At 42.1% G+C, this 14,949-nt stretch carries 15 protein-coding genes; 3 read left to right on the top strand and 12 right to left on the bottom strand.

The features are described from left to right. Window positions 1-311: 311 nt before the first annotated feature. The 12 genes from RQP50_RS05615 to RQP50_RS05560 all read right to left on the bottom strand — a co-directional run bounded on the left by RQP50_RS05615 (window position 312) and on the right by RQP50_RS05560 (window position 10,728). Window positions 312-1,304: a helveticin J family class III bacteriocin gene (locus tag RQP50_RS05615; protein ID WP_315743852.1), complete on the bottom strand. Its 993-nt coding sequence runs from the start codon at window positions 1,302-1,304 to the stop codon at window positions 312-314. Window positions 1,305-1,570: 266 nt separating this feature from the next. Beyond that, window positions 1,571-1,906, bottom strand: coding sequence for a low molecular weight protein tyrosine phosphatase family protein (locus RQP50_RS05610; RefSeq protein WP_315744591.1), 336 nt, complete (start codon window positions 1,904-1,906; stop codon window positions 1,571-1,573). After that, the gene (locus RQP50_RS05605) at window positions 1,903-2,424 is read right to left on the bottom strand and encodes a hypothetical protein (protein ID WP_315743850.1); all 522 of its coding nucleotides are present in this window, start codon (window positions 2,422-2,424) and stop codon (window positions 1,903-1,905) included. Before RQP50_RS05605 ends, RQP50_RS05610 begins: the two co-directional genes overlap by 4 nt. A 256-nt stretch (window positions 2,425-2,680) precedes the next feature. Continuing rightward, a complete protein-coding gene (locus RQP50_RS05600) occupies window positions 2,681-3,121 on the bottom strand; it encodes a hypothetical protein (RefSeq protein ID WP_315743848.1) in 441 nt (146 codons plus the stop codon). A 222-nt stretch (window positions 3,122-3,343) separates the two neighbouring features. Beyond that, window positions 3,344-4,114 (bottom strand): TRADD-N-associated membrane domain-containing protein, encoded by a 771-nt coding sequence (locus RQP50_RS05595; protein WP_315743846.1) that lies wholly within the window; start codon window positions 4,112-4,114, stop codon window positions 3,344-3,346. Window positions 4,115-4,316: 202 nt separating this feature from the next. Next, window positions 4,317-5,210 carry a toll/interleukin-1 receptor domain-containing protein gene (locus RQP50_RS05590; RefSeq protein WP_315743844.1) on the bottom strand — a complete coding sequence of 298 codons (894 nt, stop codon included), beginning with the start codon at window positions 5,208-5,210 and terminating at the stop codon, window positions 4,317-4,319. A gap of 178 nt (window positions 5,211-5,388) precedes the next feature. Then, entirely contained in the window at window positions 5,389-6,645 is a 1,257-nt protein-coding gene (locus tag RQP50_RS05585; RefSeq protein ID WP_315743842.1) for a hypothetical protein, read from the bottom strand. Window positions 6,646-7,013: 368 nt separating this feature from the next. Further along, window positions 7,014-8,378: a copper amine oxidase N-terminal domain-containing protein gene (locus RQP50_RS05580; RefSeq protein ID WP_315743840.1), complete on the bottom strand. Its 1,365-nt coding sequence runs from the start codon at window positions 8,376-8,378 to the stop codon at window positions 7,014-7,016. Window positions 8,379-8,566: 188 nt separating this feature from the next. Continuing rightward, window positions 8,567-8,854 carry a hypothetical protein gene (locus RQP50_RS05575; protein WP_315743838.1) on the bottom strand — a complete coding sequence of 96 codons (288 nt, stop codon included), beginning with the start codon at window positions 8,852-8,854 and terminating at the stop codon, window positions 8,567-8,569. Window positions 8,855-8,879: 25 nt separating this feature from the next. Beyond that, window positions 8,880-9,440 carry a hypothetical protein gene (locus tag RQP50_RS05570; protein WP_394358345.1) on the bottom strand — a complete coding sequence of 187 codons (561 nt, stop codon included), beginning with the start codon at window positions 9,438-9,440 and terminating at the stop codon, window positions 8,880-8,882. A 5-nt stretch (window positions 9,441-9,445) separates the two neighbouring features. Continuing rightward, the gene (locus RQP50_RS05565; RefSeq protein WP_315743835.1) at window positions 9,446-10,102 is read right to left on the bottom strand and encodes a hypothetical protein; all 657 of its coding nucleotides are present in this window, start codon (window positions 10,100-10,102) and stop codon (window positions 9,446-9,448) included. A 17-nt stretch (window positions 10,103-10,119) separates the two neighbouring features. Next, window positions 10,120-10,728 (bottom strand): hypothetical protein, encoded by a 609-nt coding sequence (locus RQP50_RS05560; protein WP_315743833.1) that lies wholly within the window; start codon window positions 10,726-10,728, stop codon window positions 10,120-10,122. 371 nt (window positions 10,729-11,099) lie between these two features. Between RQP50_RS05560 and RQP50_RS05555 the strand changes: the two genes are divergently transcribed. The 3 genes from RQP50_RS05555 to RQP50_RS05545 all read left to right on the top strand — a co-directional run bounded on the left by RQP50_RS05555 (window position 11,100) and on the right by RQP50_RS05545 (window position 14,949). Continuing rightward, the gene (locus tag RQP50_RS05555; RefSeq protein WP_315744589.1) at window positions 11,100-12,815 is read left to right on the top strand and encodes an alkaline phosphatase; all 1,716 of its coding nucleotides are present in this window, start codon (window positions 11,100-11,102) and stop codon (window positions 12,813-12,815) included. 74 nt (window positions 12,816-12,889) lie between these two features. Next, the gene (locus tag RQP50_RS05550) at window positions 12,890-13,618 is read left to right on the top strand and encodes an ABC transporter ATP-binding protein (protein WP_315743831.1); all 729 of its coding nucleotides are present in this window, start codon (window positions 12,890-12,892) and stop codon (window positions 13,616-13,618) included. Next, a complete protein-coding gene (locus RQP50_RS05545; protein WP_315743829.1) occupies window positions 13,615-14,949 on the top strand; it encodes an ABC transporter permease in 1,335 nt (444 codons plus the stop codon). Before RQP50_RS05550 ends, RQP50_RS05545 begins: the two co-directional genes overlap by 4 nt.

Here is a 14,949-nt window from a genome sequence, read left to right as displayed (position 1 = left end):
GAACTCCTTTCATATGCTTTCGCGATATTTATCCCATTGAACAAGGCGTCTTTCCTATATTTATTATCTCCCTCATCGCTTGTAATTTCCATATTTTCCAGTCTATATTTCAAATATAATCTAATTAGAGCTGCAGTTCTAAGAGCGATATTCCCATGTACCCGATGTTGGTCGACATTCTAAACATTCATCTGTTGTGAGCTCCAATACTTCTTCAAGACGACAAATAAGCCACCAAAATGGCGGCATATCATGTCTGCACTTGGTTTCTGTTAGGAAACGTTACGCACTAGGATTGACCCGTTTGACCGTTATTTAAATACGCTATCAGGAACGTAATAAACTTTCTGTGTATCTTTCTTATTTACGGGATCCGTAACGATTGTAAAATATACGTTACCGTTTTTAGTCTGTACTCCCTCGATTTCATGAGTTCCCACATTCGTAATTTTCACGAGGGCTTTGTACGCTCCATTGTTTGTCATCATCGCAATCTGCGGGGTTTCACCTTCTGCTCCGCCTGACGTATAAATTTCTGTGCTATCGAGCATATCAGCCCCCTGGAAAGATCCGTTAGGTCTGACTATACCATCGCCCGACTGCGTAAAACTGGTCACACATGCGTTTATCGCCGCCGCACTATCCAGACGAACTTGTTCGTTGCTATCAAGAAGTTTATTCAACGCCACTGTGTCATATATCGACCAAGTTACGGTACCTTCTTTCGTTTGTACCCGGAAAACCGTATATTTACTATTTCCTCCCCCATCAACACGATAGGTTTCTCCTAGTCTTGCACCCGTTTTATTCGCATAATTCATGTAGGTGAACCGATGAAGATTCGTATAATCAACTGACGTGCCGGCAGCGTATGTAAGTCGTGCCACCTGGAGGGACCAGTTGTACGATGTTGAAGGATCGGCTTTTGAACTGAAATAGAAATAATTGATATCGTTGTATGTATACATATCGAGGGTTTGACAATGTCCAGTGTTGGTAACGGTCATTTCATCTACGTACGTTGCATTATTTCCGTTTATGAGCAATCGTGAAAGATAACATGTTCCCCCAGACCGCTGAGTTACGTAAAGATACTTATCTGCGATGTAAGCTTTCTGTACAGCCACATTGTGATTCAATCCTTTAAGATTGTAAGCGAGCGTGGCCGATGCGCTTACCGTTTTCCCAGGAGTAGCCGCAAAAGCAGGCAAAACAGACATTCCAAAAATAAGAATGGCGAGAACAACAGATGTGAACATTTTCAACTGTCTTTTCAGAAGCCCCAAAACTTGAACTTGCGACATACGGATACCTCCATTAAGAGAAATATTATTGGACAAGATACCGGAAAGTGTAATCAATCAATTGAAACCACTTTACTCGATTATGGACAAATTCATATTGAGAATGCAAGAATGTAGGATGTTAAATTTCTGAAAATGTCCCTAGCGGTTAATCAACATTCAGTCTAATAATTCCTTCTCTTCAACGGTAACAAGAACAAGTTTGATGCCCATAATGTCTCCAATGAATCACTTTTTGTTCGCAGTTGAGGCTTCTTCTATTTCTTTCAAAATTCATCTGGGATTTCTATATATTCGGATACTCTTGCTTTCAACAACTCGATTAGTTCTTCATCCATATATGTAAAATCATCTGGAATATCCAAGCATATTAGTTTCTTACCATTCAACTCAAAACTATACTTATCTCTTAATCTTCTTATATGCTTCTTCTCCATCACAAAAATGATATCTGCCCAGCCAATATGACCACCCGTAACCTTAATCCGAGCACCCTCTTCAGTACCTGCTGACCTTACATCATATTCATTCAATAGATTAAAGATTTTCTCCGCAGTTAAGCTTCTCCATTTATTTCTGCTGCATACAAAAAGTAATTTTATGAGTCTTCACCTTCTGTTTTAAAATTCATTTCATTCGTAATATCCATTGGAATTTTTCTTATAAGCGGATAAACATTATTTTCATAATCATTTTCTTTGCTTTCTTCAATATATAAAGCTCTTGTTTCTTCTTCCATATACATTGCATGCTCATAAGTGAATAATTTAAATCTACAATCTTTCAACGAACCATCTTTGGGAACAACAATACATCTATAAGTAAAATAATCCCTATTAAGTATACCTACTAAATCCTCAAATCCAGTAGGCTCGTACCAATATATATAATCGTTTGGATTTAAAAGTGTTATATCTTCGAAAACTGGATCTTGGCTTATAAACTTTGTCCGAGCTTTTATGTAATCAATGTCTTCTGGGAACGACTCGAAATTACATGCATAATAAGGGAATAGTAATTGATCATGTAATCCAACAAAACATTTTATAATTTGAGCTTCTATTTCTTTGGGAAGCCAAAAATCATATATTTCTAATTCTTTGTTTTCGAATTTTAGCATTTTATATCACCTCGGATTGTCTGTTTCCTCTACATACCTGTCAAATAAATTCATATCTATTTTCATTAATGGACACGCTTCTTATTGAACTTAATACTCATCAAGAGTAATAATAGGTTTTATATATTGAGATCTTTTTAACTCCATACATTTCCCATAACGTCTAACTAATTCATGAAACCAGTTAGAGGGTATCCACAGCTCCAGCTCCCTTGAACCCGAGGGCGTCTGTCCAATGTGTGAATATGATGTTATCTTAAGTCGAACTTCTTTGAATCCGCCGGTAGTCAATTCTTTGAAAATTAATATATATTGATGTTCCTGATGATAATTGAATCTCATGATTTAAAGAGTTATCATCATTCAATGTCAATTCGTCATACGTCCAATCATCCAAACCGATCCAATTCAAGTTTTCCTTAGCTAAATAGTCAAATCGTATACCAATCACTTTATCCCAAATGATCTTGTAAGTACTCCTATTCCCTTGTGTAAGAAGGGCTTCAATTCTAGTCGGGTATTTAATTGTTCTTGAATTCCTTGTATTGATAATAGAAAAACTTTCAACCTTTGCATCGTGAAAGGAATGTAAGGAGAAAAATTTGAATGCTCTCTTACTCATTCTTGGTTCAAGAGTCTTTACTTGTTCCCAGTAACCATTAATATCCCAATGGTCATCTGATATAAAGTATTTCATTGTTTCATTCCTTTCGATTCGGATAACGTTTTTGTATCTACGAAACCGAGAGCCTTAAATGACCATATAGAACGGGTCGGAAACTTGGGCTCGCAGTTATTGGCCAACTGATTCCGCTTTTCTGTCAATTACTTCTTTTTGAGGATCAATGTGCAACAGGGTCGCTTGCTTTGTCGATGTTGTGTTATGCTAATTTACTGTCTTACACGAATATTACTATGATTATTTACGTTTAATTAAATTTTCTATCATTTGTTTCATTACCTCAGATCTCATTTGCTCATCTTTTGTATCCTCGATTAACTTAAATGATAGTAATACATTCTGAACATCGATTAAACTGTCATGGTAACTTTTAAGTTGCAGGACAGTTCTACTATATAGGAAGAACATTAACCCAGATATTACTTCTACTAATATTCCTGCAGCTGTTACTATATAAGTAATATCTTTAAACTCTGAACTAAAATATGATACTGTGAGAGCACCTGAGATGATCAGTATTCCAAAAAAACTCATTACTAATGAAGAATAGAATGACTTCTTATTACTAAGCTTGACTAGATCATAATATTCTTCTAGATTTCTTAGATTAATTGATACCAAACTATCAAAATACCTGCTCGTGTTGTTATTTGTAGACTTTTTTTCAAGCCGTTGTTTCTGCAACTCAAGTGCTCTTATTTCAGTGTCAAACTTACTTTGTTTCGTATCAGAAAAACTCGCTCCAAAAATTCCCCCACCTATTATGACTAAGATAATCCCGATATAAAGAAAAGTATCAATTACATGAAATATTATCAGGATTCCTACAACTGTTATTATTCCGAAAAGAAATCTTAATGCATTTGTTAGTTTTTGGTCAGCTATCTTCTCTCCCATTAGTTTTTGAATTTTTAAATCAACAAAATCGAGGCCAATTAAGTCAGTATTCAGCTCATTATTTTCTTCATTATCATTTGTAATTACAGATGATTCAGCATTTACACTCATGTTTTTTCATCCTTAACAGTTATTTCGGATAACGTTCTTGTATCTACGAACCCGAGAGGCTTAAAGGTGCGTAAGCGATTTGGTCCAACGGACTCTCACAGGGGCGTTGTTGAACCCACTCCTATGCTTAATACTTCTTCTAACTAAGTGCAAAACCCGCAGCGTAGATATAGTCTTAACCGATGTTCATGCCTTCTTAGAATCACTTAAGAATATTATTTCCCTTATACCAATTAAACCTCTTTAACATATCTTTTGTTGCCTCATAGATTTCATCATTTCTGGAAAATCGCTCAGTAAAATAGTGAGCCTTTTCTGTTGGAGTACCGAAATTATTGTTAAAGTCCTCCATAACTCTCCAAACAAATTCGTCGCAGTAGTCAATAGAGTTTCCAACATAGATATCAAAATCACTAACTTTCAAATTATTGGGGTTCGATTCATTCTTAAATGTTGCCATATAGGCATTACTCCCACCTACTAGCTTAATCGAAATTGACTTACTCTCTGGTTTCTGGTAAGCATAAAGAGTGATGGAGTATTCATTTGAAGTTCCACCCACCCAAACACTCCAATTATGTAGCACTGCTCGATCAACAAGTGTTGTTACTAATTCTTCAAACTCTCTAATCTTATATTGTTTCCAATTCACTTTTCTGTTTTTGGTGAATTTCCTCCAGTTATCTTGAGTTATTGCTTCCGTTTCATCTATACCAAATATAGCAGCTAACTCATTAAATCCACTTTCGTAATCATTCCTGAAATCAGCAAATTTACGGTCTGCCAAAAAATAAGGCATCTGACATTTTCTGTAATATATTGGTAACACAAAAACCTTTTTTTGTTGCATTTGCTTAACCCACGCTGCTCCCAGTTCACTTTTTACCCACTCTGAATTTAAAGCTTCAGGCGATAGCACTAAACCAAGAAATTCATTTTCCCTTATTCCATCTTCAATCTTCCAAGTTATTGAATCACCTATTTTTATTTCCCACTTATCAAACCATACATTTACACCTAACCTCTTTAAATCCCTTGCTAATTTCTCAACAAATGGTTTATCTATGCTCGTATGACTCAAAAAAATACTCGGCATTGTTAATTCCCTCCATAGTTGTTTTGCATGAGCCTAACGTTCTTGTGTTCACGACACCCGACAACGTCGGGTGTGTACGGTTTGCCCAACTCCCTTGCAAATACTTCTGATGGATCGAGAGCTGTGAGGCTTGCAGCATAAAAACAGTGTTTGGTGAAGTACCTTCGTCTTGAGACTCCTACAAAAGTTTTGAGTTTGATAATATAATTTCTTCAGCAATAAATCTTACTAAAGGTATTTCTTTAATTAAATACCTGTCATGCTTGAAAGGCGTATATTTTAATTTGTCATTTTCCTTACTATGGACAATTGAATTTCTTGTTGAATAAATTCTCGAAGATATTTTTTTTAGGATTTCTTTTTCTTGTGGCGAATCAAAATTAATAGTTGCTCCTCCTGAGAAGACAACTTCATTATCATGGTAGAAATCAAGTAACGAGTCATCATACTCTTTTAGTTTTTCTTTAAGTGAATTTGAATCAATATACTTGATTAAAGTTAACTCTAATGCTTCTCTTTCATTAATTGAATATTCCTCATGTCTTGCTCTTAATTTGTTGTTAATTACTCTAATAACTTTCTTAATATCGTTCTCTCTTTTAAGTGAAAAGCTTGGACTAGAAACGGTATCTTGTACAACTTTGACTAACTCCTCATTATAAATCTTCTCGAAGAAGTGCTCAATTACATGATAGTAAGATATAAATTGTAGATATGGACTTTCTGATGCAACAGCCATTTGATAATGATATACAAGTTCAGGAATATATCTTCTTCGAGGAGGATCTACTTCGTCAGTATTCCTGCGAATTCGTTCTAATCGTTGAGAATTCAAAAAATCTTCAAGCAATTTAATTTCAACAATTGAAGCATCAAAATTATACGCCAAGTGGAATAAGAATGAATTATTATAGCGTTCGAATTCTGCATAGCTTTTTGAATCTCTAGTTGTAATTTTTAAGGTATATAAATTTCTTAAACCAATCCTTAAAAAATCGAAAACATTAGTACTACCAGATCTCTCAAAGCGTTCCTGCAACATGTGTGATGGATAAAATGTTCTTCTGGTAAATTCTCTTAGAAGATCGTTTGTATGAAGAACTTGCAATAAAAATAGGATATATTCATCAGAAGCCTTACCAATTAAATAATTAATATTATTTTGAGTATCCTCGACATCAAAATTATTCTCAAATCGAGACATAATTCTTCTGCCTTCAAAACTAACAAGAGTTTCGTAATAATTATCGGAATACAACAATGTACTTTCCCTATGTTCTAAAATTGAAAGTCTATCTGATAACTCAGAGATTTGAATTTGATCAATTTTAATTTCTAATCCTCTGTACTCGAAAATAATTTTATCTGTATCATGTTTAACTTCACTTCGTGGAAAGATTACTTTAAGAATTTCTGCGAAATTTTCTAATTGCAATGTTATCAGCCTCTTCATTTGTTATTATTGTAAAAGGTTATTTCACCTAGAGAATATTTGCATACTTCGCAAATACCTAATACCAATTATCTAACCTACAGGACAAAATTACCATGAAATTGTTGCCATTTATTTGACACACCTGTAATAATCATTATCTCCTCACCCTAAAATAGCTCCCATACCCTGTACCAACACAAAAAAGACACACCAGCAGCAGGGGTATTCCCCTAACAGATAGCGTGTCTTTTGACTTACCTATAATTCTAACCTTTTATCTTCACTTTGTACTTTTTCTATATCTATTTATCTCTTTAATCTATTTATATCTAAACTGAAGCGATAGCCTCAGTCCATAACCCAATACCCTACTCTTTATCGCTAATCCCAACAACGCCTGTCGGGTCTACGCCGAACTTAGCGCCGAAGACGTCTTGCATGGAGTCGAGTGGCATGAAGAGCTTGCCGTTCTTCACGATTGGTGCTTCCTTCAGCTCGACGAACATCCTAGCTACAGATGCTCTCTTGTCGCCTTCTTTCAACGCAATCCATCTCGCTCCGCGCATGAACTCGTATGCGCCTGTCTTCTCGTTCTTTTCCACTTTGTAGCCCAGAGCCTTGCCGATCTCTTCGATTGGCACCATGACGTTGTGTTCAGTTGTGAATACTTCCTTGGATATCTCGCCGAGGCCTTCACCGTTTACAACAAGTACCCAGTGCATGCCGCCGAAGGAATCCTGTGGAATTTGGTTTGGATCTTCTTTCCCTTCCGTTCCTTCACTAATACCGATTACGCCAGTCGGGTCGATGCCGAACTTCACGCCGAAGACGTCGCCAAGGGAGTCAACCGGCATGTACAGCTTGCCGTTCTTTACAGCTGCTGCTTCCTTCAGTTCGACGAGCATTTTGCCTACTGAGGCTTTCGTGTCGCCTTCCTTCAGTGCAATCCACTTGGCAGCGCGGGAGAACTCGTATGCGCCAGTCTTCTCGTTCTTCTCGACTTTGTAGCCGAGCGCCTTGCCGATTTCTTCAACGGGCACCATGACATTGTGCTCGGTCGTGTACACATCCTTCTTGTCCACGCCAAGGCCTTCGCCATTTACGACAATGACCCAATGCATGCCATCGAAGGAGTCTTGTGGATCTTGGTCTTTCTCAATCTCGATGTGACCGTTGGCATCTATCGTCACACCTGCATGCAGCACATTGGAGACGAACTGCAGCGGTACATACAACGTCTGTTCCTTGAGCAATGCTGCTTTTCCAAGATGCAGAATGTTCTCCGCTTGACGGTATTCATCTTTGTTCAGTATAGCCGTCACCATCTTGTCGCCTTTTACCGCGGTGGACGATTTCTCTGCCTGATTCCATGTGAGCTTGTAGCCAAGTCCTTCGGTTACCGCACGGAATGGTACGAGGATGTGATTTCCATCTACCATCACTTGTCCGGACGCTTTTTTGCCGTTAATCGTAACCGACTCTTGTGCGCCGACGTTATGTACCCATGTTGTATCCAGAGAAGCGCTAAGTTTTATCCCTACAATATCGCCATTCTCGTTATATACGAACTGCTTCACATATTTGTCGTAGAAATTCGTGCCCAAGTCTTTCACTTCCATGTTCGTTGCAACAGCCTTCGTGTCGACTGGTTGTGTCGCCGGGGCTGCATACGCTTGTGCGCCCATCAATCCAAGAGCTAATGCTACGGTAGTTGCAATGGTTGTCTTCTTCATAGGTGTCTACTTCCTCTCGAATGGTTCGTTGGTGTTGACGCATTGCGCAATGATATCTCAGCTGATTCACACACTCAGACGGGACACTCGATCGAAAGGTTGCACAGAAGGTTATCTCCATTTTTTACTAAACCGCTTGTCCATACTCACATATATGCATGTACTAGACCATGGTTCATCCTAGCGAATTACGTCGACATGCCCGTCATCACCCAAATCCAGATCCCTGCGAATCCGAGCACAATCCCGATTAAAAACAACATAAACAACTCCGAACCTAAAAACCTTTTCACCATGCTCCCGACCAAGGCCACGATCCCGATAACACAGCCGATAAACAGCACGATCATAAACGGCCGAGTCAAAAACATATCCTGAACGGAGGGCTGCAACAGCAAATAATAACTTCCCCCACCGACCAGTACTCCCACAGCGAAAAGGAATGCCAGCAGTACACAAACCGTTGATTTTCTCATGGCCGCTACTCTCTACTTATCCTGGCTAGGCCAGCTCTTCTTGAGCAATTTCCGTCTTGCGTCCGCGCGAGTTCACGATTGTGATACTGATCGCGTCGTATCCATTGCGCTTCGCTTCATCGAAGTCGCATTTCTCCCCGCTTATCAGCTCCAGCTTCCCGTCCTCATCCACTTCTTCTTCGAATTCGTCGTCCCAGTCGACATTGTAATAGACGGTTACGAATACTTCGAATACATCCTCTCCGTCCCCATCTACATAAGGAAGCAGCGGCTTCCGTTCATTATGCTGCTCCGCAGTGAACGCATCGCACAGCATCGCATCATATCCATGCTTGCATCCATCGAACAGCACGTAGCGCTTCCCTGTTGCTGGATCTTCTGCAAGAATGAGCGGTGGTGCAAAGTCCGTCGACGCTATCAGATCGTCCATAAGCTCCCCATAATAGAAAATATGGAACCTCTTCGCTCCACCATCAATAGCCAGCCTTCCTGTCCATTCTACCTCGTGCCATGCCGCAGGCTTCTCTGGGATTGCAATGCCATCCAAATAAGCAGGTCCTTGTCTGCATTCACTCTGATTCGTCACTATCATCACGTCCTGTCTCGTGTCATCACGATCGTTACAATACGATTATCATCGTCAACTTTTAGCTTTACCGTAATATCTAATTTGTCCTTGAACAGCTTCGTCACATTGATGTAACGATCGACGGCCTCCGTAGTTCCCCCACCTGCCGATGTCCGCGACATGCCAGCATGAATAATATCCTTCACATAATCCGTGTCCATGGGAGCGGACGGATCATAGGTATATACATGATTTCCTTTGTCATCGAAAAATTCATACATATTCGTGTAGTCATTCGCATTTTCAAACTTCGGAACTGTTTTGATATACGCATGTACACGCTCGTTATCATACTGAACTTTGCCGTCTAAAAAGGGGTTCTCCTCAGAGGACTTCACCTCATATTGGCCATACGCCAGCATAAACAATTCATCCAAGTCTCCCGTATCTACCCGATAATAGAACTGCCGCTCTTCTCCCTTCTTATCCATTGCGGAATTATAGTTAAGAAGAGGCCATGCATTATACCTTTTGCCGTCCTTCTCAATCGCTAACGCATACTTGCTTAAGACGACCTCGCCTTGGAACACACCAAATGTACGGCCAATAAAGTAAGCAGGAATGCTCAGAATAACAATAATGACTAGCGCAATAGCCAATTTAAGCTTGAGTTTGCTCATGATGCCTCCTTATCCAATTACCTATCTATACGCTGCAGCTTATGAAGCAGCTTCACGATAGCTTCTCGGTTCTTCGCTTCTTTCATATATTTGGGCAGCGAGTGTGAAGCCGTGCGCTTGATGACAGTAGCTGGCTTCTCACGCAGTTCTGCCGATATGTAGCTGATCAAATAGTTCAGATGCTCTCTATTGGCTGCCCATACAGGCTTCCCGCGGAAATAATCCAAGTAGTACATCTCCAATTGAAAGATCGGGTCCCGTTCATTTCGAAAATCCAAGTAGCAGCCTGAATAGGCCGCAATCTTACGTATAGGCACTTGATTCACAGCTGAGCAATGCGGGCATGCGATATGCACTGCCTTATGTGTCTGCTGCTTGTGATCGGTAACCTCTTCATTGAACCATCTCTCGCACACCGTGCACATTCCGCTGGCTGTATACCGATAAGCTTCCGGTTCCTTCTCTTGATGGAAGCATGCCGTGCAGTTCACTACGACTCCCTGCTCCCCTTTAGAGATGTAGGCCAAGCCAGTGCATTTCGGGCACTTCACGGCAACCTGCTCGTTCCGACGCAATATCGCATAAAATCCAAAAGGAAGGCCAAGGGGATCTATAAAGCGCTCCATGATGTCGTTCTCCTCCCGCTTTTTTACCAAATCATTACCAAGTATAGGTATTATACGATAAACAATCAATGGACTACCTGATTATCATTACAGGTCTTACGTCCCATTTCTATTCGATTACTCACAACTAGCAGCCCATACCGACACATGCAGCATTTCATTTGCTAAATCTACTCATAAAAGCGAATCTTATAACCTACTGCTATTCAGGCCGGACATAGGCGTATCAAAGATCGCAATAGGGGTGATTTACAAAATATACAAGTCTATTTGATTTTCCAATTACATTTATTTACACAATCGCTAACAATCCTTGACTACAATAAACATGTAAATTACATACTTGGTTGGAGGGATTTCGGTTGAATAAAATGTTACGCAAGTCGCTGGTGACGACGCTGGCACTTCTCATGCTGCCATTCGGAGCTATGCAATCCGATGCAGTACTCGCTAAGGGTGCAGCAAAACCAGAACCTACTTCGAAAAATCTCATCGTCCTTATCGGTGACGGCATGGGTCCTGCTCAAGTATCTGCCGCACGAATCTACTCCAAGAACAAGCTGAAGCGTCCATCCTTATATATGGACAGCCTGTATGTGGGCCAAGCAACAACCTTCGCTGACAAGGGCGAAGACGGAGATACGATCGTATCCGGTGAAGTAACAGACTCTGCATCTGCAGGTACTGCATTTGCAACAGGCAACAAAACATACAACGCTGCAATCAGCGTATCAAATGAAGATATCTCGAAGCCATTCGCTTCCGTAATCGAAGCTTCTAAGGCTGTTGGCAAGTCAACTGGTCTTGTAACGACAGCTCGTATTACACATGCGACACCTGCGGTATATGCATCCCATGTTCGCAATCGCGACAATGAAAATGCCATCGCATCCCAATATTTAGAGTCAGGCGCAGTTGACGTTCTGCTCGGAGGCGGCAAGCGTCAATTCGTAAGCAAGCAGGAGAAAGGCAAGCGCGAAGACAAGACAATCATTCCTGATTTCGAGAAAAAAGGCTATAAAGTTGTATACGACAAAAAGGGCCTGCAATCGTTAACATCGAAAAACGGCAAGGTTCTTGGCCTCTTCCACGATTCCCATGTAGACTACGTGCTTGATCGCAAGCCTGAGACTCCAAGCCTTGCAGACATGACGGCTGCAGCAATTAAGTCTCTCTCTACGAATCCAAAAGGCTTCACGATGATGATTGAAGGCGGACGTATCGACCATGCAGGCCACGCGAATGATCTGGGCGCCATGATTCAAGAGACGCTTGATTTCGATGCAGCAGTGAAGGTTGCTCTTGATTTCGCGAAGAAGGACGGCAACACTTCCATCGTAATTACAGCCGATCATGAGACAGGCGGCTTCTCCCTGTCCCGTGACAACATCTATGAACTAAATGTAGATACTTGGGACAAGCAAAAAATCTCCTCTGAGCTGCTTGGGCCACAGCTTGCAAAAGCTGCATCCACTGACGAAGTGAAGGCGTTAATCAAGAAGCATACAGGCTTCACAGATATCACCGATGAAGAAGCTCAATACATCATGCAAGGCGACGGTTCTTCCTATAAGCAAGAAGGCGCATTCAATCAAGTGATGGCGAAGCGCTACTTGGTGGGCTGGTCTGGACACGGCCACTCTGCGGTAGATGTAGGCGTATGGGCGTATGGTCCAATTACGGAATATGTAAAAGGTCAAATTGATAACACAGCAATTGCGACAAGCATCGCGAAAGTGCAAGGCTTGGATCTGAAGAAAGCAACTGCCGAGCTGCAAAGCAAGCACTTGTATCCGAAATTCAAGGTAAGCCGTGATGGCAAGGTTCTCTTCCCTGCCCTGAAGCTGGCACAAGCACTGCAAATTAAAGTAACGAATGATAGCGCATCGAAGACGACTACATTTACGAAAGACAAGGCGACATTGAAGGTTCAAGACGGATCTTCCGTTACATTGAACGGCAAAGCGGTTTCGATTCCAGCAGAATTGGATCGCAATGTCCTCTACGTGGATCTTGACGCATTCAGCAAGCTGACTGGCAAAGCATTGAAGTGGGATTCCTTGTCTGAGCGCATCATTTTGAAATAATCAAATCGATTCGAATGAGAACGGGTGGGGTGACAGTGTCATCCTGCCTTTTCCTTACTAAATGAGGTGATTCTATGATACAGCTTCATCAGGTACGCAAGTCCTATCGGAATCAACAGCAGCTTCTTCCCATTCTCGATATTCCACATTGGCATGTTGCACAAGGAGATCGAATTGCACTGCTTGGCCCTAGCGGCAGCGGCAAGAGCACGTTGTTATACCTGCTGTGCGGCGTACTCGCTCCAGATGAAGGAACCTGTAAGGTCGGCAATGAACCTCTGCACCAGATGACAGAGCTGGAACGTGACCACTTTCGCTCAAAGAATGTGGGCATTATTTTTCAGGACTTCCATCTCATCTCTTCCCTATCTGCGAAGCAAAATATTGAGCTGGTCTACGATGGCAGCTTGCATGGACGGGCACGGCATTCGCATATTCTGCAATGGTTCGAGCGGGTCGGCTTGCAGGATCGTATGAATCATCTTCCAGGGCAGCTGTCGAGAGGTCAACAGCAGCGGGTTGCGATCATTCGTGCCCTGATTAATCGCCCTTCCCTTCTCCTAGCGGATGAGCCAACCGGAAGTCTCGATTACGATACGGCACAATATACGATGAATCTCCTTCTCCAACTGGCACAGGAGGAAGGTTCAACCTTGCTGACAGTCACCCATGACCAGCACTTGGCTTCACAGTACCCGATGCAGCTTCATATCTCCGCCATTAATCGACTTGCTGTACATCCTTATCCGGCTGAAAAGAGCAGTATGAACAGCATGCGGCTTATGGAGGGAGCAGCAACATGAGTGTGTTCCAACTACTGTGGCGCAACATGATGCATCGGAAGACGCTCTCCCTCCTTACCATTGTATCGATTGCGATTACCATCGCGCTTCTACTCGTACTCCTTCAGGTTCGTGCGGGAATCGAGCACGGTGCTGAGAAGGGCTATGGCCCCTTCGAATTAACACTCGGTTCCAAAGGAAGCTCCACACAGCTTGTGCTGAATACCTACTATCGAGTCGGCACTCCTGCCCAGAACATCCCTCAACAGGTTCTGCATGATGTGCTGAAGGAATCAGAGGTTGCTCATGCGTATGCGATGACGGCCGGCGACTCCTATCAAGGATATCCAATCGTCGGCATGGATGCAGCCTACTTCTATACGCGCTACGGGGATCAAAGTATGAAGGCAGGCGGCATGTATGCGAAGACTGGGGAAGCCGTCATCGGCTCGCATGTGGCTAGTCAGCTTGGTCTGCGTGTTGGCGATACGTTCCACGGCAATCATGGCCTTGTGAATAGTGGCAGTCATTCCTTTGACAACCCTACTAATGAGAAATCGGGTTCGGATTCAGGTTCGGAGGCATCTTCTAATGATCAGCATCAAGAAACACACTCTGAACAGCAAGTAGAAGCAGCGGAAGAAGCAGGATCAGAGCATTCCAATGAGTCCGACGAATCGCATCATGATCATGAGCACTTCGATTATCGAATCGTAGGCATTCTTCCTACACTCGGAACAGCGGACGATCGCGCTGTCTTCACGACACTCGATTACGCCTGGCATGTACATGGCATTACACACGAAGAAGATAAGATGATTACAGCCATTCTCGTACAACCTAAGTCCCTGCTCGGCGCACAAGCAATAAAGAACAAATTTAATCAGCGTGCCGATGTGCAGGCGGTATATACGAGCAAAGCCGTAGCGGATGTCGTCAATGTAGTGGATCGTGGAACGGAGCTCGTGCAGTTCGTATCGCTCCTCTGTGTTCTGCTGGCCGCAATCACCCTCTTGCTATCGCTCACATCCGTCGTGACAGAGCGCAAGAAAGACGTCGGCCTTATGCGGCTAATTGGCAAGTCACGGTTGTATGTATGGACGATCTTAATCGGAGAAGGCATGTTCCTAACGGGAATTGGCGCTATTCTTGGCTTGTTCCTTGGACATCTCGCGACATCGTTCAGCGCAAGCTCCATCTTGGAATGGAGCGGCGTACATGTCGATGCGCTTCGGATTGCACCAGGAGAGATTCAACTGGTTCTTGGTGCATTGATAGTAGGATTCCTTGCATCAATCGGACCCGCATGGAAGGTATACCGGGTTGATCCCTTGCAGTTGTTCCGCAGTTAG

Source organism: Paenibacillus suaedae, from assembly GCF_032337355.1.
In the GTDB taxonomy this organism is placed as follows: domain Bacteria; phylum Bacillota; class Bacilli; order Paenibacillales; family Paenibacillaceae; genus Paenibacillus_B; species Paenibacillus_B suaedae.
Note: the sequence above shows the minus strand (reverse complement) of the source record. Positions and strands in the feature narration are given on the sequence as shown.